Annotated in this window: 22 protein-coding genes; 14 read left to right on the top strand and 8 right to left on the bottom strand. The window is 72.1% G+C overall.

All coding sequences use genetic code 11. The features are described 5' to 3' along the window. Window positions 1–114: 114 nt before the first annotated feature. Window positions 115–954, top strand: a complete 840-nt coding sequence (locus tag FR742_RS34505; RefSeq protein ID WP_148035490.1) for a polysaccharide lyase — start codon at window positions 115–117, stop codon at window positions 952–954. A 3-nt stretch (window positions 955–957) separates the two neighbouring features. Here the strand turns inward: FR742_RS34505 and FR742_RS34500 are convergent, their stop codons facing one another. The 4 genes from FR742_RS34500 to FR742_RS34485 all read right to left on the bottom strand — a co-directional run bounded on the left by FR742_RS34500 (window position 958) and on the right by FR742_RS34485 (window position 6,801). Then, window positions 958–4,227, bottom strand: a complete 3,270-nt coding sequence (locus FR742_RS34500; RefSeq protein WP_187281505.1) for an ATP-binding protein — start codon at window positions 4,225–4,227, stop codon at window positions 958–960. Further along, window positions 4,224–4,883 (bottom strand): hypothetical protein, encoded by a 660-nt coding sequence (locus tag FR742_RS34495; protein ID WP_148035489.1) that lies wholly within the window; start codon window positions 4,881–4,883, stop codon window positions 4,224–4,226. The genes FR742_RS34500 and FR742_RS34495 overlap by 4 nt, the downstream gene beginning before the upstream one ends. 3 nt (window positions 4,884–4,886) lie before the next feature. Continuing rightward, the gene (locus FR742_RS34490; protein WP_148035488.1) at window positions 4,887–5,945 is read right to left on the bottom strand and encodes a DUF559 domain-containing protein; all 1,059 of its coding nucleotides are present in this window, start codon (window positions 5,943–5,945) and stop codon (window positions 4,887–4,889) included. Window positions 5,946–6,012: 67 nt separating this feature from the next. Further along, complete coding sequence (locus FR742_RS34485) at window positions 6,013–6,801, bottom strand: intradiol ring-cleavage dioxygenase (RefSeq protein ID WP_148035487.1); 789 nt, start codon at window positions 6,799–6,801, stop codon at window positions 6,013–6,015. 140 nt (window positions 6,802–6,941) lie between these two features. On the opposite strand from FR742_RS34485, the gene FR742_RS34480 reads away from it, so the two are divergent. From FR742_RS34480 to FR742_RS34440, 9 genes are all read left to right on the top strand, one after another. Next, on the top strand, window positions 6,942–7,439 hold the full coding sequence (locus FR742_RS34480; RefSeq protein WP_148035486.1) for a hypothetical protein: 498 nt from the start codon (window positions 6,942–6,944) through the stop codon (window positions 7,437–7,439). Next, the gene (locus tag FR742_RS34475; protein ID WP_148035485.1) at window positions 7,439–8,845 is read left to right on the top strand and encodes a hypothetical protein; all 1,407 of its coding nucleotides are present in this window, start codon (window positions 7,439–7,441) and stop codon (window positions 8,843–8,845) included. The genes FR742_RS34480 and FR742_RS34475 overlap by 1 nt, the downstream gene beginning before the upstream one ends. Further along, window positions 8,842–10,164: a VWA domain-containing protein gene (locus tag FR742_RS34470; RefSeq protein ID WP_148035484.1), complete on the top strand. Its 1,323-nt coding sequence runs from the start codon at window positions 8,842–8,844 to the stop codon at window positions 10,162–10,164. The genes FR742_RS34475 and FR742_RS34470 overlap by 4 nt, the downstream gene beginning before the upstream one ends. A gap of 10 nt (window positions 10,165–10,174) precedes the next feature. Beyond that, window positions 10,175–11,290: an AAA family ATPase gene (locus FR742_RS34465; protein ID WP_148035483.1), complete on the top strand. Its 1,116-nt coding sequence runs from the start codon at window positions 10,175–10,177 to the stop codon at window positions 11,288–11,290. Next, window positions 11,287–13,998 carry a DUF5682 family protein gene (locus tag FR742_RS34460; protein WP_148035482.1) on the top strand — a complete coding sequence of 904 codons (2,712 nt, stop codon included), beginning with the start codon at window positions 11,287–11,289 and terminating at the stop codon, window positions 13,996–13,998. The genes FR742_RS34465 and FR742_RS34460 overlap by 4 nt, the downstream gene beginning before the upstream one ends. Before the next feature lie 160 nt (window positions 13,999–14,158). Then, window positions 14,159–14,827, top strand: a complete 669-nt coding sequence (locus FR742_RS34455) for a sensor domain-containing protein (protein ID WP_148035481.1) — start codon at window positions 14,159–14,161, stop codon at window positions 14,825–14,827. A 17-nt stretch (window positions 14,828–14,844) separates the two neighbouring features. Next, window positions 14,845–15,507, top strand: coding sequence for an AIM24 family protein (locus tag FR742_RS34450; protein WP_187281504.1), 663 nt, complete (start codon window positions 14,845–14,847; stop codon window positions 15,505–15,507). A gap of 68 nt (window positions 15,508–15,575) precedes the next feature. Continuing rightward, window positions 15,576–16,058 carry a hypothetical protein gene (locus FR742_RS34445; RefSeq protein WP_148035480.1) on the top strand — a complete coding sequence of 161 codons (483 nt, stop codon included), beginning with the start codon at window positions 15,576–15,578 and terminating at the stop codon, window positions 16,056–16,058. 125 nt (window positions 16,059–16,183) lie between these two features. Continuing rightward, window positions 16,184–16,843 (top strand): hypothetical protein, encoded by a 660-nt coding sequence (locus FR742_RS34440; RefSeq protein WP_148035479.1) that lies wholly within the window; start codon window positions 16,184–16,186, stop codon window positions 16,841–16,843. A gap of 111 nt (window positions 16,844–16,954) precedes the next feature. Here FR742_RS34440 and FR742_RS34435 read toward each other — a convergent pair whose 3' ends face one another. After that, window positions 16,955–17,515, bottom strand: a complete 561-nt coding sequence (locus FR742_RS34435; RefSeq protein ID WP_148035478.1) for an alpha/beta fold hydrolase — start codon at window positions 17,513–17,515, stop codon at window positions 16,955–16,957. A gap of 4 nt (window positions 17,516–17,519) precedes the next feature. Then, on the bottom strand, window positions 17,520–18,782 hold the full coding sequence (locus tag FR742_RS34430) for an FAD-binding oxidoreductase (RefSeq protein ID WP_148035477.1): 1,263 nt from the start codon (window positions 18,780–18,782) through the stop codon (window positions 17,520–17,522). Between the two features lie 137 nt (window positions 18,783–18,919). Here FR742_RS34430 and FR742_RS34425 point away from each other — a divergent pair, with 137 nt between their 5' ends. From FR742_RS34425 to FR742_RS34415, 3 genes are read left to right on the top strand one after another with little or no spacing between them, the layout of a single operon-like run. Further along, window positions 18,920–21,886, top strand: a complete 2,967-nt coding sequence (locus FR742_RS34425; protein WP_148035476.1) for a LuxR C-terminal-related transcriptional regulator — start codon at window positions 18,920–18,922, stop codon at window positions 21,884–21,886. Window positions 21,887–21,902: 16 nt separating this feature from the next. Continuing rightward, the gene (locus tag FR742_RS34420; RefSeq protein WP_148035475.1) at window positions 21,903–22,481 is read left to right on the top strand and encodes a TetR/AcrR family transcriptional regulator; all 579 of its coding nucleotides are present in this window, start codon (window positions 21,903–21,905) and stop codon (window positions 22,479–22,481) included. 58 nt (window positions 22,482–22,539) lie between these two features. Beyond that, window positions 22,540–23,274 carry an SDR family NAD(P)-dependent oxidoreductase gene (locus FR742_RS34415; protein WP_148035474.1) on the top strand — a complete coding sequence of 245 codons (735 nt, stop codon included), beginning with the start codon at window positions 22,540–22,542 and terminating at the stop codon, window positions 23,272–23,274. 2 nt (window positions 23,275–23,276) lie between these two features. Here the strand turns inward: FR742_RS34415 and FR742_RS34410 are convergent, their stop codons facing one another. Next, complete coding sequence (locus FR742_RS34410; RefSeq protein ID WP_148035473.1) at window positions 23,277–23,951, bottom strand: GAP family protein; 675 nt, start codon at window positions 23,949–23,951, stop codon at window positions 23,277–23,279. Between the two features lie 168 nt (window positions 23,952–24,119). Here FR742_RS34410 and FR742_RS34405 point away from each other — a divergent pair, with 168 nt between their 5' ends. Further along, window positions 24,120–24,584, top strand: a complete 465-nt coding sequence (locus FR742_RS34405; protein ID WP_187281503.1) for a hypothetical protein — start codon at window positions 24,120–24,122, stop codon at window positions 24,582–24,584. 18 nt (window positions 24,585–24,602) lie between these two features. On the opposite strand, the gene FR742_RS34400 is transcribed toward FR742_RS34405, so the two are convergent. After that, window positions 24,603–25,049 (bottom strand): DUF4383 domain-containing protein, encoded by a 447-nt coding sequence (locus tag FR742_RS34400; RefSeq protein WP_148035472.1) that lies wholly within the window; start codon window positions 25,047–25,049, stop codon window positions 24,603–24,605. Window positions 25,050–25,207 lie beyond the last annotated feature (158 nt).

Here is a 25,207-nt window from a genome sequence, read left to right as displayed (position 1 = left end):
GCACAGAGTGGAGCAGGTCGGAGAGCGCTCTCCCATCCTCACGGCATACCGGGTCCATACCGACCGCTGGCAAGCTGCCGCGGGATCTCAGGTCACGGAGAGGACTTCACGCACATGGGAAAGCCCCGACAGATCACGGCGGCGGCGCTCGCCGTCGCCGGTCTCACGACGGCGGGCGCTCCGGCCCCCGCGTCCGCGGAGCTCGCGGCGGCGGCGCCGTTCCGCGTCGACTACGAGAACGGGGCGCACCCCAAGGTGGGCCTCAACGAGTGCTGCAGCCACTCGATCACGGTCGACGACCTGCCGAGGACCGGCAAGTACGCGGTACGCAGCGTGCTGAAGTACGGTGACCCGAAGGTCGCGGGCAGCACCCGCGCCGAGAGCCACACCCTCCACGCCAAGGAGACCCACTTCCGCTCCGGCGACACCGTCTACTACGGGTTCAGCGTCTACCTCCTGAGCACCTGGCAGCGCGACTCCAGGGAAGACATCGTGTTCCAGTGGAAGCCCTGGAGCGACGCGTGCGAGACCGGCAAGTTCCCCAGCGCCTTCCTCAGCGTGCAGCCCTCCGGGAAATGGCGGCTCCGGGTCAACTCCGACGGCAACGCCTGCTCCACCCCCGAATCCGTCCGCAAGACCAGCTTCGACCTGGCCGACGTGAAGCCAGGGCAGTGGCACGACTTCGTCTTCAGGTTCACCTGGAGCCACGGCAGCCAGGGGAAGATCGACGGCTGGTACCAGACCCACAAGAACCCCGGATGGCGCAAGGTCCTGACCGCCGGCGGCCCCAACACCTTCAACGACGACAAGACCACCAGCGGCTACCTGAAGTGGGGCATCTACAAGCCCGCGTGGGCCTCCGGGAAGACCGACGTCGACAGCCGCACGATCTTCCACGACAACATCGCGGTGGGCAAGACCTTCAGCGAGGTCAACCCGGCGTCCACCCGCTAGCCGTCAGCGGGCGGCGCGGGCCAGCACCTCCTCCGTCGTCAGCGGCGCCCTCGGGTGGTGGCTCAGGCACATCGGCGCCCGCGCCTTCACGAAGGCGCTCCCCTCCAGCGCCACGTAGAACTCGCCCGAGCTCAACCGGGCGATGTCCGGCGTCGAGCCGCCCTTGGCCCGCGCCATCTCCTTGGCCGCCTCGATGTGCACCGGCGCGTTCAGCAGGCCGAAGAACTGGGTGGCGGCGTTGCCGGGGATCTGGTTGTGCAGACCCTTGGGCGCCTGGGTGGCGAACACCAGGCCCAGACCGTACTTGCGGGCCTGCGACGCCAGCGCCAGCGTGCTGTGCGTGCAGGCCGTCACCCGCCCCCCACCGGGGGCGAACGTCTGCGCCTCGTCCATCACGAACAGCCCGCCCAGCGGACGGTCGCCCGCCGGGTTCCTCCTGATCCAGGCGAACAGCGCCATCTGGAGCTGGCTGACGAAACTCTGCCGCTGCTCGTCGTTCGGCAGCCCGACGAAGCTGATCACCGAGACGCGCGCCCGCCTGCCCGGCGACGGCGTCAGCAGCACGCCGGGGTCCACCGGCTCGCCGCCACCGCCGAACAGCGGGTCGTTGTCCATCGCCGCCTGCAGCGACTGCGCCAGGTCGGCCGCCAGCCGGGGGGCGTCGGCCAGCTCGCTCACCCCGTCGGGCAGGTCGGCCAGCAGGGCGACGAACCCCCTGAGGCTCGACCCGCCCCCGCGGCCGTAGTGCTCCAGCGCCTTGCGCAGCACCGCCCGGCCCAGATCCGCCTTCTTCGTCCGCGCGTCCACCTTCACCCGGGGCGCGATCGACGCCACCGCCGACTCCACCGCCTCGGCGAACTCGTCGGGGTCACCGGCCACCCCGGCGAAGTCCGGCAGCGGCTGGAAGCTGAGCGGCCTGCCCGCCGCGCGCCTCGGCGTCCAGACCACCACCTCGGTCCCGGCCAGGTAGTCAGCGGCCTTCCCCGCGTCCCCGTCGAGCCAGCCCTCCGGCCGCTCCGGCCACCGGTCGCCCAGCCTGGCCAGGTCGTTGTTCGGGTCGAGCACGATGGCCGACACGCCGTGCATGGCGCACTCCTCGACCAGCCGCCTGATCAGCACCGTCTTGCCCGAGCCGGAACCAGCGAAGATCGCCGCATGCTTCCGCAACGCCTCCAGCTGTACCTGGACGGGCTGCCCGCTCCCGACGGCCCTCCCCAGAGGGACATGGGGGACGCTCTCATGGGATGAGGGGGTATGCGCCTGCCCGTTTGCTCGCGCTGGGAACTGGCTATCGGCAGCTCGTGCCGGGGGACGGGGCGCTTGCTCGCCGACCGCTCGTGTTCGCGAAGAGTGCTCCCAGTCGCCGGCCACTCGTAGAGAAGTCTCCTGTACGGGGGCGCCCGTGTTTTCCTCTTGGCCGTCGGCGTTCGGGGCCAGTGTGGCGAGCGGGCCGCTCAGGGCTTCGGTTAGGAAGGAGACTGCGCGGGTGGGGCGGCGGGCGGCCAGCCACGACGCCAGCCCCGGCGGGTTCTCCGCAATGAGGTGTTTGAGTGCTGCCAGGATGCGCAGGTCGTCGTCGGTGTAGGACAGGGTGCGCCCGCCCGCGCACTCGAAAGCCGCGATCACCTCCTGAGTCCGCGCTCCCTTAGACCAGTTCTCTCTGCGCAGCAAGAACAGAAGCCGTTTGGGCACCCGGGCGTCCAGACCGGCCGCCAGCGACGCCTTACGGATCCGGTTGAGCGCCGAGACCGCGTGCCCGGCGGTGACTGCCCGGAACGCCCAGTGCGCCTCGTCTTCCGTGGCTTCTTGCAGGTTACGCCGGAGCCGCGCGTGCAGGGGCGGCTTGGCGCTGGGCGGTGGGTCGACGCTGAACGACGGCCCGTGCGCGCCCTGCTCGGCGATCCACGCCGACAGCCCAGCCGTCAGCAGCGGGGGCATCAGCACGTCCTCGCTGGCCTGCTCAATCTTAGGTGGGGCTCCGGCGTCGCGGAGGGTGGCGAAGCGAGCGTCCAGAGCGGCGAGCGCTACCTCCTGCCCGTCGGCCCGCTCCTCGACGACTGGAGGCTTGACTACCGTGGGGGGTAGGGCACTTGCTTTGAGACTGGTCAGCTCCCTGACCTCGCCACGTTGCAGGCATGAACGAACATGCGTGTCGATGGTGATCAGCAACTGACGCGCGGTGTAGCCGGGCGCTTCGTCGAACGCCTCCGGCCGCACCGGCCAGGTCGGGTACGGCGGCTCGACCTTGGCAGCCCCGTACTGCACCGTGAACCGCTTGGCGATCAGTTCGCGGGCGGTCTCGGCATCGGGGATGGTCATAAGGGGCATAGCCGTGCGGAAGCGGTCGCGAACCGTGTCGACCGCCTCCTGCTCGATGAGTGTCCAAGTTAGAGGGATGCACGAGACAACCGTCAGCGTGCGCCGGGTGACCTCGCGCAGAGCCATCAGGCCGCCCGCGACTCGCTCCAGGAGCAGCTTGTCACCATGCTCCCCATGCACGGTTCCATCGGTAGAGGTCCAGGACTGGGCGATCAGCGGGTCGATCTGGTCCACCGCGATGACGGTCGGGCCGGTGAGCGCCAGCAGGTGGGAGAAGTCCCGCACGATCTCCTGCGGCGTCTTGTTGACCGGACGGATGCCCCACCGCGCCCGCTCTCCCTCCTCGCCCTCTGGCATCGCGTACAGGAACGCCTCGCCGATGTCCTGCAGGGCAGGATCGGGGGAGGCATAGAGCACCAGCGCCCGCGCGGTGTCCTGGCACCCGCGCCCGACTGTCTCGTTCATCTGCCGCAGCGAGAGGATGAAGGCGTCGAGTTCCTCACGGGACAGCGTCTTCTTACCGGTCACAGCTCTGCGAGGCATGCGCGACAGGTCGGCTAGCGCCGCCAGTCGCGACAGCAGTACCCGGAGCTGGGATTCCCGGGCCGCCCCGGGCCGGGCAAGGCTGTCGAGGAGCGACACCATGACGCTGTCCCAGAAGCCTTTGGCGTCCAGTAGCCCGACCAACACGAAGTAGCCGCCCTGATGCTGGACCACTTCACGCAGCCAGCCGACCAAGTGGGTCTTGCCCGTGCCGCGCTGGCCTTGGACGACCACCCCGATAGGGCTGCTGATCCGCTCGCCGCTCGCCTGAGCCAGACCGTCGAGGAGGATCTTGGTCGCCTGCCCTTGCAGCCCTTCCACGTGGTACGGGGAGTGCTGCCACACGTCGTCGGCCGCTTCGGTGTAGTGGAAACTGAGCGCTTCGAGCGCTCCGACGTCTGGGTGTGTCATGCCTCACCGATCCACAGCAGATGCTTCTCCTGGCCCCCGATGATCACCCCGGCCTCCCGTTCCTCCGGGGTGAAAGACTTCTGGTTGGACTCCGGAACCAGGTTCACGTCGGGGAGCCGTTCCATCCGTACGAGCGCGCCGTCGACCTCGTCCCGAGGCGCGTCGCCCAGCAGCGGTCGCAGCCGCGCCAGCCCCACCCAGGACCCGGGCCGGGGCGCCAACCGCGCGTAGGCGGCGCGGATGCGTGCTTCCAGGTCCCCCGGCGGCTCATCCACCGGTGCCTCATCTATTGATGGCGCCGTTTCCAGGGGTGTGGACACATCGGCCAGCCTCAGGCGGGAACGGTCCATATATTTCTGCAGCCAGCTGCGAAGGCCACGGGCGATGACCCCCGGTGAGCCGGTCATCGCGGGCAGCTCTCCGGCGCGCAGGTTTTCCTCAAGGCGAGCCCAGCCGCTGTCAGTTAGCACGTGCACATAGGAGCGGCCCTGCTTCCAACTGTCGACCAGCTTCAGCTCGTTGAGCTTCCGGCGTTTCTGGCCGTCGATGGTCAAGCCGTGCCGCTGCTTGAGGTCGAGGTTGGAGATCTCGCCCGCCTCCTCGGCCAGCGCCATCAGCGCGGCGAATTCAGGAAGTGACAGCTTGCGCTCTGACATGTTTCATCCATTTCGTGAGGCACGACGGTTCCGCAGGAGAAGCTCAATGTGGCGGACGACGGCTTGGGGGTCGGACAACACCTGAACATCGGTGAAACGGAGCACGGTGTAACCGGCGATCTGAAGGCGCACGTCACGGGCACGGTCGTCGGCGAATTTCTCCGCGTACCGATGATCGGGCCCGTCCAGTTCGACGACGCACCAGTCGTCCTGCCACAGCAGATCCACCCGTACAGGGGAGGCCAAGGCGTTGGGGCAGAGCATCTGGTTCCAGGTCCGTCCGGCGGCCCATGCGCACCCGCTCAGCGCGGATTCCAGAGCGCGCTCCACGGGGCTCCCCGGGTGCGGCCTTCCGGCGACCGGCGGTGGGCCTGGCACGCCCGTCTCCGGCGGTGGCAGGGTGATGGGCGTCCGGTCTGAGGCCTGGCTCGGTGCTTCCGCGACGAGGACGGTCTCCACCCGGTCCACGGCGGGGAGCGGTCCCGAGAGCCAGATGCCCAGCCCGGCGCGGTGGGCCAGCCACTCGCCCGCTGCCACCAGGGCTTCCTGACCGGCGGGCGACAGCCCTTCCGGCACGTCCACCAGGAGCGCCGCGCCGGGCCTGGAGAAGGCGGCGGCCAGCGCCCTGGCCAGCCCCGCGGCCCGCACCTCCGGCGGGAACCCGCTGGGCCGGATCTCGGGGGAGAGGCTCGCCCGCAGGTCCGGGAGCCGGCCGGGGCGGGCGCGCAGGGCGCGTTCCGCCAGCTCGGCGAGGAACGGTCCGAAGTGGGCGCTGGTGGCGGCGGTGCGGAGGGCGAGGGTGCGTACGGCGGCCAGGCCCGCCCCGCCGGGCCCGTCGATGCCCTCGGCGTCCGGCAGCCAGGCGGGGAAGAGGCCGAGCACCGTGGCGTCCAACTCGTCCAGGATCGCGGAGGCCAGCGCTTTCGGGGAGCGCGCCTCCCGGGCGGTGCAGGTGAGGATCGCGGGGGCCTCGCGGGGCAGCGAGTCGACGGCGAGCGGCAGCGGACCGGCGCCCTCCAGGCGCACGACCTTGCCGGTCGGTAACGCAGCCCAGGACCGCACCGCTCGCCCCCGTCGTCAGCCGGACTCGGACAGTGGTGGCGACGTTATACGCCACCCCGCGCGGCTGTCACCCGCTATCGCCGTCCGGGTCCGCGGCGAGGACGATCGCGCCCACATAGCCGTCGCCGTCGGGGGTGACCTTCATGAGCATCTCGTCCCGGAAGATGCCGTCGCCGTCGTTGCGGGTGTCCCGCTCGCCCCGGGCCGCGTACGGCCGCCCCGCCAGGACCCGGTCGTTGAGCGCCTCGTCGAACATCATCTGCGTGGTCAGCACCCGGGCGTCGCTGACGTGCACCATCGCGTGGATGTGCACGCAGCGGCCCCGGTACCAGCCGGGCCAGATGGTGGTGAACTCGACGACGCCGTCGGCGTTCGTGACCTGGGCGCCGCGCAGGTAGCGCTCGTCGTCCTGCGGGTCGAGGTCGGGCGACGAGGCCGAGAGCGCGCCGCCGCCTCGGGACATCGCCTCGGCGCCCGAGTAGAGGCCGCCCGCGTCGCAGTGCCAGATCTCCACCACCGCGTCCTTGATCGGGCGGCAGCTCCCGCTGTCCTGCACCTTGACGGCCACCCGCAGCCGGACGCCCTCCCGGTCCTCGCGGATGTCGGCGCGGACCTTGTCGGCGTCGAAGTAGTACGGCCCCGCGGTGGTGGCGGGGGTCAGCGTGCAGGTGTTCGCGCCGTCGAAGAGCGAGGTGAGGTCCTGGGCGGTGGTCGCCTGAGGGGTCACGGACTCGCCGGTGGAGGTGGTGACCGGCTGCCCCGTGCACGCGGCGATCAGGCCGCCGAGCCCGAGAGAGCCGATGCCCGCGATCATCCGCCGCCTGCTGACGCGCTGCCCTTCATGATCGTGTCCCATATCGCTCCCTTCGATGGGGTTTCGACGTTAGGTGAGTCACATGAAGGTCTGCTGAGAGAGATCCGCCGGTCTTTGTCGGTGAGGTTCGCTACATTCCGGTTCCGTTGATCATTGCCGAGCCCGGCTGGAGGTCGTTGACCGTGCCCGCTGACCCGACCGTGTGGGAGCAGAGCAGCGTGACGTGCGTGGTGCCGCCCGTCCAGCCGCGCAAGCTGGCCAAGGTGCCGTTCGTCGAGCTGGCCGACGGCAGGCTGCAGGGGGTGGTGTCGAGCGGTTCCGACATCGCTCGCGTGTACGTCTCCTCGATCGCCGCCGGATCCCACGACTTCAACTGCAGCACCAACAACAACCGCCCGTGCGGCGGTCTCTACGGCTCGCTCTGCAAGCACCTGCGGTCGCTGGTGGACGAGGCGGTCGTGCAGTACGGAGCGGAGCGGGTCGCCCGATACCTCCGGGTCGAGGGGGCCGAGACGGTGGCGTCCGGGGCCGACCTGGCGGCCAGGCTGGGCGGGCAGCAGGAGTCGCAGCCGGCGGCCGTGGTGTTCAGCCGGTTCCTGCGCCACCTGGGCTACCTGGAGCTGCCGGTCACCACGGCGCCGCTCGCGGAGATGCACTGGTTCCCCGGGACGGTGCGCTGATGCTCGGGATGCAGCTGAACGACCTGGTCGGCGGGCTGCCCGACGGCCTCGCCGAGGCGCTGGAGCTGGTCGACGGCTTCGACGACGCGCTGTCCCACGGCTTCGGCCGGGTGGGCGAGCAGCGGGCCGCGGCGATCGCCGCGCTGGCCGGAGCGGTGGCGGCGACGCCGCTGGGCGACCGGGTGGCGGAGGCGGCCGCGAAGGTGTCGGCCGGATCGGTGAGCGGCGAGCACCTGACGGCCCTGGCCGCCGCGCGGTCCGCCCTCCTGGGCGCCGCCCACGACGCCCTCCTGACCCGGCTGGACGAGTCGCTGGGCAGGACGAGGTCTCCCTCCGGCCCGCCCGCCGCCGGTGACTCGTCCGTACCGGGAAATCTGCTCGTCGGGTGCCGGTCGTGGCTGTACGAGCTGGCCATCACCGGGTGGCGGGGAGTGGGGCACGATCTGGCCGCCGCCGGTGACCAGGCCATCGAGGCCGTGCTCGCGGAGCCGGGGGCGCGCCGGCTGGCGGTGCTGCTCGACGGGCTGGCCGCCGAGCTCCGTGACTCGTCGCCGGTGTCCACGATGGAACGGCTGCCCTTACGGCGCTGGGCCGACCTGTGGACGCGGGCCACGCTGCTGGCCGAGCCCGGCTGGCCGGGGGCGGCGGAGGGCGCCGAGACGGTGTCCGGGCGGTTGCTGCCGCTCGGGGCGGACGTGCACGAGCACGGCACCGCCGTCCAGGTGCAGGTGCACGCGGTGCTGGAGCCCGCCGGCGGCGGGGCGTCCCGGCTGGTACGGGTGAGCGTCGCCGCGGGCAAGGTCGACACCATCACCGGGCCGGCCGTGTGGGGGCTGTTCCAGGCGTATCCGGTGCTGCTGGCGACGCTGGCCAAGCATCTGGCCGCGGAGATCGACGGCATGCCGTTGCTTCCCGGCGGCGACCTGGTCTGGCAGGAGGAGAAGGCCACCGCGGCCGAGCTCACCGACCCGTTCGCCACCGCCCGGGTGCTGCTCGCGGGCGCGGTGGCCGGGGAGACCCCGCCGCTGGACCGTCACCCGGCGCGCGTCGCGGAGCCGGTCCTGGTGGAGGGATACAAGGCGGCCAAGGCCGGGCGCGGGGTCACGCTCACGCTCGACGGCGCCACCTTGCCGTTCGCCACCGGGCGGCTGCCGGGGTGCGGGCCGCTCACCCCCGAGTTGCTCGCCGCCTCCACCGCGTGCGTCGGGTTGCTGCGCTGGGACGCCGGGGGGTGGCTGCTGCAGCCGCTCGCCGTCCAGGCCACGGTCAAGAAGAAGCCGGTCGCCGCGCACAACGGCGACTGGGCGCTGGGCACCACCGACCCCAAGGCGGCCAAGGCGCTGGCCAAGACGGGCGACCCGGTCGGCGTGCTCCGCGAACGAGCGGGACGGCTGCTGCGCAAATGACCATCGACCACAACCCCGCCGGCGGCGGGGCCGCCCACGACGCCGCCGAGGCGAATCGGCGGCAGGTGCTACTCTGGCGGCTGCTGGCCCGCGTGTTCGGCGCCGACGAGCAGCCCGCGCTGGAGTCCGCGAGCGTCGCCATCGTCGAGGACCTCGGGCTGCCGGCCCAGCTGCTTGACCCGTCCGTGTCCGTGGACAACCTGGTGCAGCGCTTCCCCGAGCTGGGCCCCGAGTTCCGCGGCCTCATGACGGGCGACGACGACCGTGACCGCGCCCGTACCGCGGCGCTCGCCGCCAAGCTGCTGCTCAACCTGTTCGCGACCGGCACGGGCGACGTCACCGCCACCCGGCTGGCCGCCTGGCAGCAGGACGCGGGCTGGTTCGAGCAGGCGCTCGGCTGCGAGGCCGGCGAGCTGCGCGCCCAGCCGGGGCAGAGCGAGCTGGGCGGGATGCTCGCCGGGCTGGAAGGCGACCTGGTGCGCCGAATGCGGCTGCGCGAGGTGCTCGCCGACCCCGCGCTGGCCAGGCAGCTCACGCCCAGCATGTCGCTGATCGAGCAGCTGCTGCGCGACAAGTCCAACCTGTCGGGGGTGGCGCTGGCCAACGCCAAGGCGCTGATCCGCCGGTTCGTGGACGAGGTCGCCCAGGTGCTCCGCACCCAGGTGCAGCAGACGAGCGTGGGCGCCGTCGACCGTTCGGTGCCGCCCAAGAGGGTCTTCCGCAACCTCGACCTGGACCGGACGATCTGGAAGAACCTCACCAACTGGAACGCCGAGGACGAGCGGCTGTACGTCGACAAGCTCTTCTACCGGCACACCGCCCGCCGCACCACCCCAGCCCGCCTGATCGTGGTCGTCGACCAGTCGGGCTCGATGGTGGACTCCATGGTCAACTGCACCATCCTGGCCTCGATCTTCGCCGGGCTGCCCAAGGTCGACGTCCACCTGATCGCCTACGACACCAGGGCGCTCGACCTGACGCCGTGGGTGAGCGACCCGTTCGAGGTGCTGCTCCGTACCAAACTCGGCGGCGGCACGAACGGGACGGTCGCGATGACCCTGGCCCGCCCCAAGATCGTCGACCCGCGCAACACCGCGATGGTGTGGATCTCGGACTTCTACGACGTCCGCGACCTGCAGCGGGAGTTCGAGGCCGTGCACCGCTCCGGGACGAGGTTCATCCCCGTCGGGTCGGTGACCAGCTCGGGCCATCAGAGCGTGGACCCGTGGTTCCGCCAGAAACTGAAGGACCTGGGCACGCCCGTCATCTCGGGAAACATCAACAAACTCGTGTTCGAGCTCAAGAGCTTCCTCACCTAGGAGATACGCCATGACCGATGAGATGCTGCGTGCCCCCGCCGAGGCCAAGTACGCCGAAGAGCTCGACTGGCTGGAGTCGGTCGACGACGGGCCCAAGCCGTTCTCCTGGCGGCTCAGCCCGCGCATGGTCCGGCTGTTCGTGCTCGGCTCCGAGCGCTCCGACGGCCTCGACCGGGAGATCAAGCAGAAGTGGTTCGGCGACCGGAGCTTCGTCGAGCGCGCCATCGTCACGCTCGCGTCCGACCGCGGCCTGCTGCTGATCGGCGACCCCGGCACCGGCAAGAGCTGGCTGGCCGAGCTGCTGTCGGCGGCGATCTGCCGCAACTCGACGCTGGTCGTGCAGGGCACCGCCGGCACCACCGAGGACCACATCAAGTACTCGTGGAACGTCTCCATGGTGATCGCCAAGGGCCAGTCGCGCCAGTCGATGATCCCGTCCCCGATCATGACCGCGATGGAGCAGGGCGTGATCGGCCGGTTCGAGGAGCTGACCCGCTCCACCAGCGACGTGCAGGACGCGCTGATCTCGATCCTGTCGGAGAAGTACGTGTCCATCCCCGAGCTGGACGACGACAACATCGTCTTCGCCAAGCCCGGCTTCTCCATCATCGCCACCGCCAACAGCCGCGACCGGGGCGTCAACGACCTGTCGTCGGCGCTCAAACGGCGCTTCAACTTCGTCCGCATCCCGGTCGTGACCAACAAGCGGAGCGAGGCGGAGATCGTCCGCTTCCGCACCACCGAGCTGCTGCGCAGGCACCGCATCGAGCTGGAGGTGCCGCCGTCGCTGCTGGACATCCTGCTGCAGAGCTTCGCCGACCTGCGCGCCGCCGCCCAGTCGGCGACCAGCGACGACGAGAAGCTGGAGTCGGCGCTGTCCACCGCCGAGCAGATCGGCGTGCTGGAGGACGCGATCCTGCACAGCAACTTCTTCGGCGACAGCACGCTGCGGGCTTCGACGCTGGCCGGGTCGCTGGTCGGCTCGCTGGCCCGGCGCAGCCCCGAGGACCTGGCCATACTCAACAAGTTCTGGCACGGCGTGGTCGAGCCGCGCAGCAAGAAGGACGGCGGCGAGTGGCAGGGCTTCCTCGAAGGCGGCCGCCAGGCGATCGCCACGCTCTCATGAGCCCGTTCGCCGCGCTGCGCGAGCAGCTGCACGCCGCCGCCGAGACCTTCGCCGACGGGCCCGGCGCGCTCTCCGGCATCCTGTCGGGCCTGGTCGACGACGTCGACCGGGCGCTGGCCGAGCCGCTGGAGATCTTCCCGGTCTGCCACCACTCCCCGGCCTCGGCGCTGGCCATGGCCAGGAGGCTGCGCGAGAAGCAGCCCGAGGTCGTCTACCTGGAGCTCTGCGAGGACCTGCGGCCGGTGCTCGACGAGCTGCGCAACTGCCGGCTGCCGGTCGCGCTGCAGGCGTTCGCCACCGAGCTGGACGGCTTCCCCGAGGGCTGGGGCCCGCTCAACGTCGTCGCGCCCATCACCGAGGCGTCCGCCGAATACCAGGCCATCGCGTACGCGCTCGACACTCCCGGCGTGGAGCTGGTGCTGGTGGACCGCTCGGCCGACCACGTCTACCAGTGGCTGCCGCAGGAACGTCCTGACGAGTCCGTCGGCATCGAGATCGGCGACCTGCGGCCCCGCTTCGCCGAGCTGGAGCGGCACCTGCTGCACCACGCCAAGGTCCGCCACTGGTCCGAGTGGTGGGACCAGTACGTGGAGCAGCCGCTCTCCGGAGCCGACTACGCCACCTACCGGCAGGTCATGGTGCTGATCGGCAGCCTGTTCCGCCGACTGACCCCGGAGGACTCGCCCCGGCTGGCCGGCGACGAGGAGCGCGAGCGCCACATGTGGACGCGCATGCGCGAGCACCTGGCCGCCTCCGGCGCCGACCCCGGGCGCTGCCTGTACGTGTGCGGCGCCTTCCACGCCGCTAGCCGGGTCGAGGAGTTCGGCCTGCACGCGGCGGAGCCCGCCTACGAGGTCACCCCGCGCACCGGCACGACCTGGCAGTACGGGATCGTCCCGGCCAGCCACTCGGCCGTCGAGGCCCAGTTCGGGCTGGCACCCGGCTCGGTGTCGATCGCCGCCGCCACCTACGCCAAGGCGGTCACCCGAGGCGGCGTCAAGACCTACCAGCTCAAGGGCCGGCAGGCGACGACGAGGCCGCGCAAGGCGGCTCCGGCCGCGGAGGGGCCGGTGACCGACCGGCTGACCGGATTCCTGTCGAGCCCGCCCGCGCTGGACGCGCTGGACGAGGCCGAGCTGCTCGGCTGGTGCGTCGACATCGTCCGGCTGGCCCGCCGCAACGGCTACCTGGCCAGCACCGCCGACGCCATCGCGGTGTTCGAGACGTCGATCCTGCTGGCCGGGATGCGCAACCGCGCCAGGCCCACCCCGTACGACTTCCAGGACGCGGCCGTCACCTGCATCGAGAAGGACGCCGTGCCCGGCCGCAGGGACGTGGCGCAGCTCTGCGAGATCCTGCTCGGCGGCGACCGGATCGGCGAGGTCGGCTACGCCGCGCTGCCGCCGCTCGCCCAGGACGTCTACGACCGGCTGGAGCCGCTCGGCGTCGACGTGCGGAAGCGGGCCGTGCACCGGGTGCTGCTCGACTTCGGCACCGACCCCGATCTGGAGCCCTGCTCCCACCTGCTGTGGATGCTGCGCCGCCTGATGCCGGACGGCGCGGTGCGGCCGATCATGGGCAACCGCGCGCTGGGCGAGCGGTCCAGGCAGGAGAGCTGGGATGTGGCCATCGGCCACCACCAGCGCGCGCTCATCGAGCTCGGCTACGAGGGTGTCACCGTCGAGCAGGTGCTGGAGCAGCGGCTGCGCAAGATGGTGACGGATCCGGAGGCCACCGCCGCCGTCGCGCTGGAGGCGGTGGAGGAGTCCATCGTGCTCCTCGGGAGCCGCCGGTTCACCGAGGAGCTCGGGGCGCGGGCGGTGGAGCTGCTGGCGGCCGAGCGCACCGTCGACGACGCGCCCGACGTGCTGCGCCGCATCCGCCGGCTGCTCACGCACTACCGGTCCGCCGAGCCGGCGCTGCCCGCCTGGGTCGAACGGTTCGTCACCACCGGATACGCGCACTACTGCACGCTGCTGCCGAGCGCCTTCGTGGCCGACGACACCGGGGTGCGGCAGGTGGCGGCCATGCTCGGGTTCCTGTCCGGGATGGAGAGCCTGGCGATCTCGCTCGGCTGCGACCGTGCCCAGCTGGAGCTGGCGGTCAAGCAGTCGCACCCGGAGACGCCGGGCAAGGTCGCGCTGCTGTGGGCGGCCAGGTTCCAGCTCGGCCTGCTGTCGTCGGCGGAGCTGCGGGCGCGCTGTGCCGAGCTGCTGGCCAACCCGCTGGTGGTGCCGTCGTTCCCGCAGTACCTGAGCGGTTTCGTGCAGGCGCTCGAACCCGCGCCCGCGCTGACGCCGTTCGTGGTCGAGCTGATCTCCGACGCCTTCGCGACCCTGCCCGACAGCGTGCTGCTGCCGTGGCTGCCCAAGCTCATCACCACCCTGAAGGACGAGGCCGCCGAGCTGGTGCCGGTTCTCGTACGCGAAGCGGGCCGGACGTTCCCCGGCACGCTCGCGGCGGTGGACGCGTGGACCCCGCCATGGACCGCCGCGCCCGCCCCGACTCCCGTCCCCACCCCGGCGGGCGGCCCGGTCACGAACCTGCTCACCGCCCACCCGGCCACGACCGACGCGCTCGCGGCCCTGCTGGGCTGCGACGGCACCTGGCAGGCCACCGGGGCGACCGGGCCCGGCCCGGCAGGCGACCTCCTGACCCGCCACCCGGCGGCGTCCGACGCACTGGCGGCCCTGCTGGCACCGCGTTGACGACAGCGGGGAGCGCGGTGGCGGCCGTGCCGTGCTGACAAGCCGTGCTGACAAGCCGCGCTGTGGAGCGCTGACCGCTACGGGGGTAGGGATAGCCCTACCCCCGTTCCGCCTGCTCGCGGGACTGATTCGGCCGCCGCCGATCCGTAGCGTTGCCGGTATGACGACCCTCCAGCAGCGCATCGCCGCCGACTCCCGCTACCTGCTCCTGTCCTTCCCCACCGCCCTCGTCTCGTTCCCGCTGGTCGTCGCCGGTGTCTCCGCCGGGCTGGGCGCCGCCGTCGCGTTCGTCGGGCTGCCCGTGCTGGCCGCCACCGCCGGGCTCGCCAGGAACGTCGCCGACGTCGAGCGGGCCTCCCTGCCCGGCGTGCTGGGTCACCCCGTCGCCCGTCCCCGCTACCGCGAGGCGCCCGTCTGGGCCGGGTGGTTCCGCCGGATGATGAACCCGCTGGCCAGCGGCCAGGCGATCATGGACCTGTTGCACGTGATCATCGCCTTCCCGATCGCCGTCGCCGGGTTCGTGGTGGCCGCCGTCTGGTGGGTGGGCACGCTGGCCGGGCTGACCTTCCCGCTGTACGGGTGGATCATCGCGGGCATCCCCGGGGCCGTCGAGACCGGATTGCCCGACCTGCTCGGGTTCGGCGCCAGCCCGGCGCTGTTCGTGGTCTGGAACACGGTGATCGGCCTGCTGTTCGCCATCACCCTGGCCCCCGTGCTGCGCGGAACCGCTCTGGTGAAGGCGAGCCTGGCCGAGCTGATGCTCACCCGGCCCGCTCTCGCGCGCCCCGCCGCCGCGCCGCATATCGTGGACCAGAGGATCCCCGCCTGATCTTGAAGGGTAAACCCGTGCGCAGCCCAATCTTCGGCAACCTCGACACCCAGCAGCTCCCGCCCGGCTTCGCCCTGCAGAACGGCAAGATGCTCCGGGTCGAGCTCCCCGAAGTGCTCGCCAAGCAGGGGTCGATGGTCGCCTTCCAGGGCAACTGGGACTTCGACTACGAAGGCTCCGGCGGGCTGGGCAAACTGTTCAAGAAGGCCATGACCGGCGAGGGCGCCTCGCTCATGCGGGTGCGCGGGCAGGGCGCGCTCTACCTCGCCGACAACGCCGACGACATCCACCTGTTCTACCTCGAGAACGAGGGCCTGACCGTCAACGGCCGCAACCTGCTCGCCTTCCAGCCGCAGATCAGCTGGGACATCCAGCGGGTGCAGGGGGCCGGGGTCGCGGCGGGCGGGCTGTTCAACACCACGCTCACCGGCACCGGATGGGTCGCCGTCACCACCCACGGCACCCCGGTCATGCTCGACGCGAGCCGCATGCCGACCTTCGCCGACGGGCAGTCGGCCGTGTGCTGGAGCGCCGCCCTGCACGTCGGCGTCAACCGCACCTTCAAGGCCGGCGCGCTGATCGGCCGGGGCAGCGGCGAGGCCATGCAACTGGCCTTCCAGGGCCAGGGTTTCGTCCTGGTCCAGGCCAGCGAGGGCCCGCTGGTGCCGAAGCCCGCCTGACGACACCGGCGCGCCCCAGGCAGCCGGTGCCAAGTCACCCGCAAGCCGCAGTAGCCATTCTGTCCCGCATGGGAAACTTCCCGCGGATCGTCCTGATCCTGCTGTGGCTGGCGGTCTGCCTGGCGCCGATCCCGGTGGCGGTGCCCGACTACCTGCTCACGCTCGGCCACACCGGCACGCCCGGGACGCTCACGGTGGTGTCCTGCGACTCGCTGGGCCGGGGCCGGTACGACTGCCGCGGCCGGTTCGTCCCCGACGACGGCGGCCGGCCCGTGATCGTGGCGACCTCCCCCGACTCGGACACGGGCGACGTGACGCACGCCCGCCTCACCCCCGACGGCACCCGCGCGCTCCCCGACGGGCTCAAGGGCGTGCTCGCCGTCTCCGCCGTCCCGGCCGCCGGTCTCGCCGGTCTCGGTTTCCTCCCGTACGTGCTCGCGTACTGGTGGGGTGGGCCGCGGGCGCGCAGGCGAGCGGTCACGGTGGGGATCGTGACCACCTCGGTGGGCCTTCTGACCATGGTCGTCGGATTGGTGGCCGCGCACTCCTAAGCATCCCCTCATCCACTTCTGAAGTCATCTCCAACGAGCTGTCGGAGATAAGCCCTTCTGTCTATCGGGCAGACGCCGCACTCCTCTTCACCGAAGGAAAGGTCAAACTGGCGGTCATCACCGAGGTGCAACGTCAGCGCGACGACACCAAACACTGGACGTGGCTGGCCTACATCGCCAACATGCGTGCCCGCGACCGCTGTCAGGCGTTGCTGGTCGTCATCTGCCCCAACCGCGCCGTCGCCGCATGGGCGTCCCAGCACATCCAGACCGGCCATCCGGGCCTGGTCCTGCGTCCCTTCGTGATCGGCCCCGATAACACGCCCGTCATCACCGACGTAGCCGAGGCCGTCGGCAACATCGGCCTGGCGGCTATCGCTGCGATCACCCATAGTGAGAACCCGCAGATCAAAGCCATTCTCGCCACCCTGACAGAAGCTCTGGACCACATCGACCCGGAGAAGGCAGGACGCTACGCTGAGTATGTCACCGTGGCACTGGCGGGGGACGCGCAGAAAGGAATGGAGCGGCTCATGGCCACACAGACCTACCTCTACCAGGGCGAATATGCACAAAGCCTTATGGCGAAGGGCGAGGCCCGGGGTGAGGCCCGGGGTGAGGCCCGGGGTGAGGCCAAAGGGCTGCTCGTCGTGCTGGAGGCGCGCGGGTTCCGGGTGACCGAGGACGACCGGGATCGGATCATGTCCTGCACCGACATCAAGACGTTGGAAAGATGGCTGCAGCGGGCCGCGCTGGTCGACTCCGTGGACAAGCTCTTCGAGTGAGACACTCGGCCAGGGTTCTCCCACCGCCCAGGAGACGCTCCGCGTACTTCGGGTCACGCTGGCTCTCAGCAGCGGGCGACCGCATGGTCGGAGCCGGTGACCTGGGGAATCTCAGGTGGTGAAGCCGTCCTGCCGGACGCCTTCGGAGAGGACGGCCGCCAGCGCGGGGTTTCCGATGACGCGCACCGGCACCGTCAGCCACGTCCAGCGGGCGGCGGCGAGATCCGCCGGGATCGGCGCTTCAGCGTGGGAGACCAGTCGCCGCAGCGCGGCCTCGATGTGGGTGTCGGCCGCGCGGCCCTCAGCGTGGGAGTGATCCGGGCAGGTGGCGGGGACGAGGGGCCCCAGGCCGGCTATGGCGAGACAGGCGAGGGGCGGGAGGCGACGGGCGGCCTCCAGGGCGAGGACCGCCCCCGGACCCCACCCGGCCAGCGCCACGGTGCCCCCGACGGCCGTCAGGACCGCCAGGAGGTCCTCCACTTCCCGCGCCACCGCGTAGGGGGCGGTCGTCCCGCTGCCGCCGGTGCCCCGCCGATCGTAGCGGTATACGGTGAAACGCTCCGCCAGCAGGGCCGCCGCCCGATCGGGGAACCCGGCCAGGACCACCGCAGGTCCCTCCCCGTCCGTGCGGTACGCGATGGACGTCCCGTCGCAGGACGTGACCCGGGGCACGACGTCACCGGGGCGCGATGTTGAGGTTGAGCCGGAACAGGTTGTCCGGGTCGTACGTACGCTTCACCTCGGCCAGCCGGGCGTGATCGGCTTCGGTGTACGCGTCCGCGACCCGCCCGGCGTCGGCCAGGAAGTTGAGGAACGTGCCGCCGGTCCCGTGCGGCGACAGCGCGTCGGCCATGCCGGCGAGCCGCTCGCTCACGATGACCGAGAACGCCGCGCCCCGGTGCCCGACCGGTCCCGCGTCCGGGCCTGGACGGGACATCGCGCCGCCCCAGTGCCTGATCTCCACGGTGGCGTGCCGCCCGGCCTCCACCAGCGTGCCGATCACCGCGTCCGGCAGGTCGTGGAAGAAGTCGAGGTAGCGGGCCGGGGTGCCGCCCATGGCCGCGTCCGCGTACCGGACCGGCCGCACCTCGTCCCTGATCGCCGGCCCGGCCGCCTCCCACAGCGGCCGGAGCACCCGGTCGCCCCGCTCGGACGCTCCCGCGTACATGGCCTTGATCCCGAGCACCCGCTCGGTCCCGCCCGGCAGCGTGGTGAGCATGACCGCCGTGCTCACCTCGTCGGGGGCCTGCGCCGCCCAGGCGCGGTAGTGGGCCAGGGTCTCGGCCGCTCGCTCGTACGGGAAGAAGGCGATCCCGGCATGGACCAGGTCGACCGGGTAGAGCCGGAACTCCAGCGAGGTGACGATCCCGAAGTTGCCGCCCCCGCCGCGCAGCGCCCAGAACAGGCCGGCGTGCCGGTCGGCGTCCGCCGTGACGGTCCGGCCGTCGGCGGTGACCACCTCGGCGCTCACCACGCTGTCGGCCGCGAGCCCGTACCTGCGCGCCAGCCACCCGACCCCGCCGCCGAGCGTGTAGCCCGTCACCCCGACGTCGGGCGACGACCCTGACAGCGGCGCCAGCCCGTACGCCGCGGCCTCCCGCAGCACCCGCCCCCATCGCACGCCGGGCCCGACCCGGGCCACCCGCCTCACCGGGTCGATCTCCACCCGGTCCAGCGCCCCCGTCCGCAGCAGGATCCCGCCGTCGGCCGGCACGTGCGTCCCGTGCCCGGTGGCCTGCACGGCCAGCGGCAGCCCGCACGTCCTGGCGGACACCAAGGCGGCCCGCACGTCCTCCGTCCGCGCCGACTCCGCGACCATGACGGGCCGCGCGTCGACGGCCGGGTTCAGCGACTGCCGGCCCAGTTCGTAGCCCTCGTCACCCGGCAGGTGCACGGCACCGGTGAAGCCGTCGATCCGGTGGGCGATGTTCGTCAGCATGATGCGTCCCTTCGGTGGTTGACCTGATCTCAGGCTCCTGCGGCACGCCCGCGGGGGGCATCCGTATAGACCACGGATCCACCACGGATTCACCGCCCACCCGCACCCGTTCTGGCGCGGTGGGCGATGATGGGGCCGTGACGGGCGGAGGGATGTCGGAGCGCGAGGCCGAAGTGCTCGCCGCGCTCGGGCACCGCCTCACCAACGCGCAGATCGCCGCCCGCCTGCACATCTCCGTCCGCACCGTCGAGAGCCACGTCTCGTCGCTGCTGCGCAAGCACGGTGCCGCCGACCGCAAAGAGCTGGCCGCGCTCGCCCGGCAGAGCCGGACGGGGGAGCTTGCGGGGCTGCCGGCGGCGCGCACGAGCTTCGTGGGGAGGTCGGCGGAGCGCGCGGAGATCATCGCGGCCTTCGAGTCCTCCCGCCTGGTGACGCTGGCAGGGCCCGGCGGGGTGGGCAAGACCCGGCTGGCGGTGGCGGTCGCCGGGGCGGCGGCGCCGTCGTTCCCACACGGCGGCGCGTTCGTGGACCTGGTGCCGGTGCGCGACGGGTTCGTGGCGGAGGCGGTGGCCGCGGCGCTCGGCGTGGCGGAGCGGCCGGGGCAGCCGCTGGAGGACGCGATCGCCGACCGGCTCGGGCGCGGGCGCGCGCTGCTGGTGCTGGACAACTGCGAGCACCTGCTCGATCCGGTGGCCGCGCTCGTGGACCGGCTGCTGGCGGTCTGCCCTGCCACCCGGGCGCTGGTGACCAGTCGCGAGCGGCTCGGTGTCCCCGGGGAGCGGGTCGTCTCCGTCGAGCCGCTGCCGCCGGGGTCCGACGCGGTCGAGCTGTTCCTCGACAGGGCGGGGGCCGCCGGGTTCGCCGCCGGACGGGACGTCGCCTCGCGCATCTGCGCCCGGCTCGACGGGCTCCCGCTGGCGATCGAGCTGGCCGCCGCCCGGGGGGCCGCGCTGGGAGCCGATGGTCTGCTGGCGGCGCTCGACGACAACCTGCGGTTGCTGGCGGGCGGGCGTGGCGGCGACCGGCGGCACCGGTCGCTCCGGACCGTGCTGGGCTGGAGCCACGACCTGTTGGAGACGGACGAGCGTGCCCTGTTCCGGCGGCTGGCGGTGTTCGCCGGAGGGTTCGGCCTGGACGCCGTGGTGGCCGTGACGGGCGGCAGCCGGAGTGCCGCCGCCGACGTGCTGGGCAGGCTGGTCGACAAGAGCCTGGTCGTCCACCGTCGCGACGCCGGCGGCTGGCGCCTGCTGGAAACGGTCCGCGCCTTCGCAGCCGAACGCCTGGAGGAGAGCGGCGAACTCCCGGACGCCCGGCGGCGTCACCTCGCCTGGGCGGTCGAAACGGCCGACGCGCTCACCACCGCCCGCGCGGACGACCCCGACACCGCCTGGTGGGGCCGCTTCGACGCGGTGGCCGACGACCTGCGAGCCGCCCTCGCCACCGCGACGACCGCTGACGCCGCCGCCCTCCCGTCCCCCGAGGGGACGTTCGCGGCGGGGACTGCGGATGGGGCAACCGGCGCGGACGCTGACGGGTCGGGCGTGGGGGAGAGTGCGGGCGCTCGCGTGGGCGTGGATAGGGCAACCGGCGCGGGCGCTGACGGGTCGGGCGTGGGGGAGAGTGCGGGCGCTCGCGTGGGCGTGGATAGGGCAACCGGCGCGGGCGCTGACGGGTCGGGCGTGGGGGAGAGTGCCGGTGCTCGCGTGGGCGTGGATGGGGGAACCGGCACGGACGCTGACGGGTCGGGTGTGGTGGGCGTTGGTGGGGAGGCGCATCGGCTGGCTAGGCGGTTGGCGGGGCTGACGTATGGGCGGAGGTTTTTGCGGGAGGCTGTCGCGCGTTATGAGCAGGCGGCGGTGCTGGCTCCTGGGGATGGGGAGGCGGCGCGGGATCTGGCCGACGCCGCCGAGTGCGCGCTGGCGTTCGCGCGTGCGGGGCAGGCGTATCGGCTGCAGCTCGGCGCCGCGGAGAGGGCGCGGGCGGCCGGGGACGGGAACGCCGAGGCGGTGGCGCTGGCGCGGGCGGCGGTGATCGCCGAGAGGCATCCGGGGTTCGGGTTCGACGACGAGCCGGAGGAGGAGCGGGTGCGGGCGCTGCCGGCGGAGGCGGCCGCGGCGGGAGACCTGGACGATCCGTACGTGGCCGCGCACGTGGCGGCGGCGCGCGCCTGGAGCACCGGACGGCCGGACGTGGCCGGGCGGGCGCTGGAGGCCGCACGGGCCACCGGGGACCCGGTGCTGACCAGCTCCGCGCTGGACGCCGTCATCTGCGCCGCCGACCGCGGGGGACGGGCCAGGGAGGCGTACCGGCTGGCGGGGGAGCGGCTCAAGCTGCTGCCCGCCATGGACGGCGACGACCCCCGGACCGGTATCGAGATCGTCGACGCGCTGCACACCGCGTCCTTCTTCGCCGTCGCCGTCGGCGACCTGCACGGGGCACTGGAGGCGGCCCGGATGGCGGCGGACGACGACGTCACGGGCAGCCATCCCGCGCTGGCCGGCAGCAGGCTGGTGCCCCCGCTGGTGCTCGCGGGCGATTTCGACCAGGCGCTGGCGCGGGCGGCCGAGATGGTGGACGGCCAGGCGCGCGTGGATGCCCCGCCCGGACGGTGGATGGCTCCCGCCCTCGGCATGGTGGCACTGGCCCACGGCCTGCGCGGGGACGACACGGCATGCCAGGCGTGGCGGGCCCGCGCGATCGCCGTCGGCCATATCGGCCCGGCCTCCCGCTACGCCCCTCTGATCACCTTCATCGACGCCCGCCTCGCCATCCACCAAGCGGACCTGACGCACACCTCGCCGGCGGACGGCCCAGGGCGTGGTCCAGAGGGTGGCGGTGGGATGTTCGGGAGGTACGCGATCGCGGCGGTGGCGGAGTTGGCCGTGGTCCGCGGGGAGCCGGATGCCGCTGAGCGGGTGGCCGCGGCGAAGGCGGCGGGTGAGGAGAACGCGTGGGCCGCCGCCTGCCTGAAGCGGGCCCAAGGGCGGTTGCGGGGGGACCGGGAGGCGTTGAGCGAGTCGGCGGAGATGTGGGGGCGGATCGGGGCGGCCCATGAGCGGGAGGCCACACTCCGGTTGCTCAACTTGACCGATCGTTCTGGATAGAGCTAGGTTCTCCGGTATGGCGAGGAGCAAGGAGTTCGACCCCGACGCGGCGCTGCAGCGTGCGCTGGAGCTGTTCTGGGAGCGCGGTTACGAGGCGACCTCCATGGCCGACCTCGTGGCCCACCTGGGCATAGCGCGGGCGAGCATCTACGCCACGTTCGGCGGCAAGCGCGAGCTCTACCTCAAGGCCCTGGAGCGCTACCTGCACAACATGGACCCGGCCGTCCTGGACGCGCTGTCCCAGCCCGGCCCGGTGCTGCCGGCCGTGCGCGCGCTGATCAGGGCGTACGCGGAGGAGTCCGGCGGCGACGACCGGCGGGGTTGCATGGTCGTGAACGCCGCGGTCGAGCTGGCGCCGCGCGACCCGGCCGCGGCCGCGTTCGTGGAGGCCAGCTGGAGCCACCTGGAGACGGTGCTGACCTCGGCCCTGACCAGGGCGCGCGCCCAGGGCGAGCTGGCTCGGGGCAAGGACCCGCGGGCCGTCGCCCGCATGCTGCTGGTGCTCATGCAGGGGATGCGGGTGCTCGGCCGGACTCCCGGCGGCGCCGCCCGGCTGGACGACGCCGCCGACCAGGCACTGGCCGTGCTGGGCTGACGCGGCCTTTTTTCATGCTCAAATTCTAGACCGATCATTCTCGATAAAGGGGTTTGCCATGCAGGGCAAGGTCGTTCTCATCACCGGCGGTTCCTCCGGCATCGGCTACGCGACCGCCCGGGCGTTCGCGGCCGAGGGCGCCACCGTCGTGATCACCGGGCGGGACGAGGGGCGGCTCGCCGACGCGGCCAAGCGGCTCGCCGCCGACTGGATCGCCGCCGACGTCTCCAGCGCCGCCGACTGCGCCCGCATGGTCGCCACCGCCGCCGACCGGCACGGCGGCCTGCACGTCGCCGTCAACAACGCGGGCGTGCTGGGCCGCCCCGGCCCGCTCGCCGACCTGGACCCCGACGACTGGGCGGCCCTGCTCGGCGCCAACCTGACGGGCGTGTTCCACTCCATGAAGTACGAGATCGCGTACATGAAGGAGCACGGCGGCGGATCGATCGTGAACGTGGCCTCCAACATCGGCGCGCACCGCCGCATCCCGGGCATGGCCGCCTACGCCGCCTCTAAGGCCGGCGTCAGCGTGCTCTCCAAGGCCGCCGCGCTCGAGTACGCCGCCGACGGCATCCGCATCAACTCCGTCAGCCCCGGCGCCACCGACACGACCATGAGCTTCCTGCCCGGCGAGACCCCCGCCGAGCGGGACGCCAGGCTCGCGCCGTCGATGCCGCTCGGCCGCGTCGCCGACCCCGACGAGGTGGCCGCCGCCGTGCTCTGGCTGGCCGAAGCCCGGTCGAGCTTCGTCGCCGGCCACGACCTGGTGGTGGACGGCGCGGCCAGCGCCTGATCTCACCCTCCGGCGAAGAACAGGAAGGCCGCGGCGTCGCGGGCCAGCAGGAAGCCGGCGATGCCCAGCGTCCAGCCCACCGCCGACGCCGCGTGCCTGGCCAGCCAGGCGCGGAGCCGTACCAGCTTCGGCTCCACCCAGGCCGCGGCCGTCGCGCGCAGCCCGAGCAGCGCCAGCACCGGCACGAACATGAGGGCCACGTACGCGGCGAGCAGCGGCAGCCACTGACCGGCGGGGAGCGCCGCGGTCGTCATGATCCCGATGGCCGCGAGGTAGGGCACCATGGTGGCCACCTCCAGCGTTCCCGCCGTCAGCCCGAGCAGCACCATCGCCCGCGGCCCGCCCATCCGCGGCTCCAGCCGCGGGCCCTTGCCACGCTTGCCGTCGAAGCGGAAGCTCAGCGCGAACAGGCCCACGCCCAGCACGAGCTGCACCCAGTACGCGGCCTCGCTGTGCAGCGCGTCGCCGAAGTTCTCCATGGCTGTGGACAACCCGAGCATGAGGCCCACACCGACGAGGTAGTAGAACACCGCCACCGTCGCCAGGTAGAGGAGCAGCCGCGGCACCTGCCCGCGCTCCGACGCCACCATCAGGTAGACGGAGATGCCCAGGGTGCCGAAGCTGGTGCTGTCGACGATCGCGAGGGCGGCCAGGGTGAGCAGCAGGCCGGTGGTCATGTCACCGATCCTGGTCGAGCGGCCTCGGTCGTCGCATCCTGCTCATGGCCGAAGAGGCGCGTACATCTTTCTGCCTACGGGGCCCGCGTTCCCGTACTCGCGGGCGCGTACGGGGGAGACAACCGCGGGGCGACGCCGCGCGCCGAGCCGTGCTCCTACCGTCGGACGATGAGGAAGACGAACTCTCTCGGAATGTCACCGGTCGCCGTCGCGGGGCTGGCCGCGCTCGGCGTGCCGCGGGTGATCGCGCACGATCTGGGGCTGGTCGGCCCGGTCGTCAACGCCGTGCTGGTGTTCCTGCCGGTCGCGATCTGGCTGGGCGTCGTGCTGTGGAGGCGGGTGCCGAACCCGTTCCTGACGCTGCTGGCGATCGGCGGCGCCTACGGGGTGCTGCTGGCGATCACCCACCAGCTGCTCTGGTCGTCGGCGTTCGGTGAGGACGCGCCGCGGCTGGGCGGCAACCTGGCGGGCGGGCTGTCGCCCGGCGCGGAGGAGGCGCTGATGCGGACGTTCGCGTTCGGCAGCAGCGTGTTCACCGGGGTCATGGTCGGGCTGGTCGTGGGCGCGGTCGGCTGGGTGCTGTCGCGCGCGGTGCCCGCGTTCCGGCCCCGGGGCCGCGAGACCGGGTCCTGAGGCCGGAACGGCGGGTGGTCAGCGGACGGCGTGCGGGCGGCGTCGCGCCAGGAGCAGCCCCAGGGCGATCATGCCCACGCCCAGGACCAGGTGGAGCCAGTTGTCCGCGTTGTTGACCGGCACGAAGTTCGCCGCGCTGTCGTGGTCGACCAGCATGCCGTAGATCCACAGCAGCAGGTAGACGACACCGCCGCCGACGAGGAAGTTGCGGGCGCCCGACACCGTGCGGGCGAGCAGGATGCCGGCGACCCCGAACAGCAGGTGCACGATGTTGTGCAGGATCGACACCTGGAACACGCCCAGGAGCATCGCTTCCGAGTCGTGCGAGGCGAACTGGAGCTGGTCGTAGTCCGTGGTGATGCCGGGAACGAACCCCAGCACACCGACCAGCAGGAACACGGCTCCCGTGACGAGTGCCGCTAACTGCACGGGGGTTCGGGTGCCGGCTGTACGGGGGGTGTTCATAGGAGCTCCCTCGGGACGGGTCTCTTGTGGATCCGCCGTCTGCCCTCCGCGGGCAGGCGCTAACGCGACCGTCCGAACGGACTCTCCGGAATCGAGTCATTACTCTGCGCATAAGGTTCCGATCGGTTGCTCACGGTCACCGTTGGTAGATACACGAC

The organism is Nonomuraea sp. C10 (genome assembly GCF_008017515.1).
GTDB lineage: Bacteria > Actinomycetota > Actinomycetes > Streptosporangiales > Streptosporangiaceae > Nonomuraea > Nonomuraea ferruginea.
This window is presented reverse-complemented; position numbering and strand designations above follow the sequence as displayed.

Bases quoted from the DNA above. Each gene is read 5' to 3' on its own strand.
- FR742_RS34505 (WP_148035490.1), top strand. From the start codon at position 115: ATGGGAAAGCCCCGACAGATCACGGCGGCGGCGCTCGCCGTCGCCGGT.
- FR742_RS34500 (WP_187281505.1), bottom strand. From the start codon at position 4,227: ATGACACACCCAGACGTCGGAGCGCTCGAAGCGCTCAGTTTCCACTAC.
- FR742_RS34495 (WP_148035489.1), bottom strand. From the start codon at position 4,883: ATGTCAGAGCGCAAGCTGTCACTTCCTGAATTCGCCGCGCTGATGGCG.
- FR742_RS34485 (WP_148035487.1), bottom strand. From the start codon at position 6,801: ATGGGACACGATCATGAAGGGCAGCGCGTCAGCAGGCGGCGGATGATC.
- FR742_RS34475 (WP_148035485.1), top strand. From the start codon at position 7,439: ATGCTCGGGATGCAGCTGAACGACCTGGTCGGCGGGCTGCCCGACGGC.
- FR742_RS34470 (WP_148035484.1), top strand. From the start codon at position 8,842: ATGACCATCGACCACAACCCCGCCGGCGGCGGGGCCGCCCACGACGCC.
- FR742_RS34465 (WP_148035483.1), top strand. From the start codon at position 10,175: ATGACCGATGAGATGCTGCGTGCCCCCGCCGAGGCCAAGTACGCCGAA.
- FR742_RS34460 (WP_148035482.1), top strand. From the start codon at position 11,287: ATGAGCCCGTTCGCCGCGCTGCGCGAGCAGCTGCACGCCGCCGCCGAG.
- FR742_RS34455 (WP_148035481.1), top strand. From the start codon at position 14,159: ATGACGACCCTCCAGCAGCGCATCGCCGCCGACTCCCGCTACCTGCTC.
- FR742_RS34445 (WP_148035480.1), top strand. From the start codon at position 15,576: ATGGGAAACTTCCCGCGGATCGTCCTGATCCTGCTGTGGCTGGCGGTC.
- FR742_RS34430 (WP_148035477.1), bottom strand. From the start codon at position 18,782: ATGCTGACGAACATCGCCCACCGGATCGACGGCTTCACCGGTGCCGTG.
- FR742_RS34420 (WP_148035475.1), top strand. From the start codon at position 21,903: ATGGCGAGGAGCAAGGAGTTCGACCCCGACGCGGCGCTGCAGCGTGCG.
- FR742_RS34415 (WP_148035474.1), top strand. From the start codon at position 22,540: ATGCAGGGCAAGGTCGTTCTCATCACCGGCGGTTCCTCCGGCATCGGC.
- FR742_RS34410 (WP_148035473.1), bottom strand. From the start codon at position 23,951: ATGACCACCGGCCTGCTGCTCACCCTGGCCGCCCTCGCGATCGTCGAC.
- FR742_RS34405 (WP_187281503.1), top strand. From the start codon at position 24,120: ATGAGGAAGACGAACTCTCTCGGAATGTCACCGGTCGCCGTCGCGGGG.
- FR742_RS34400 (WP_148035472.1), bottom strand. From the start codon at position 25,049: ATGAACACCCCCCGTACAGCCGGCACCCGAACCCCCGTGCAGTTAGCG.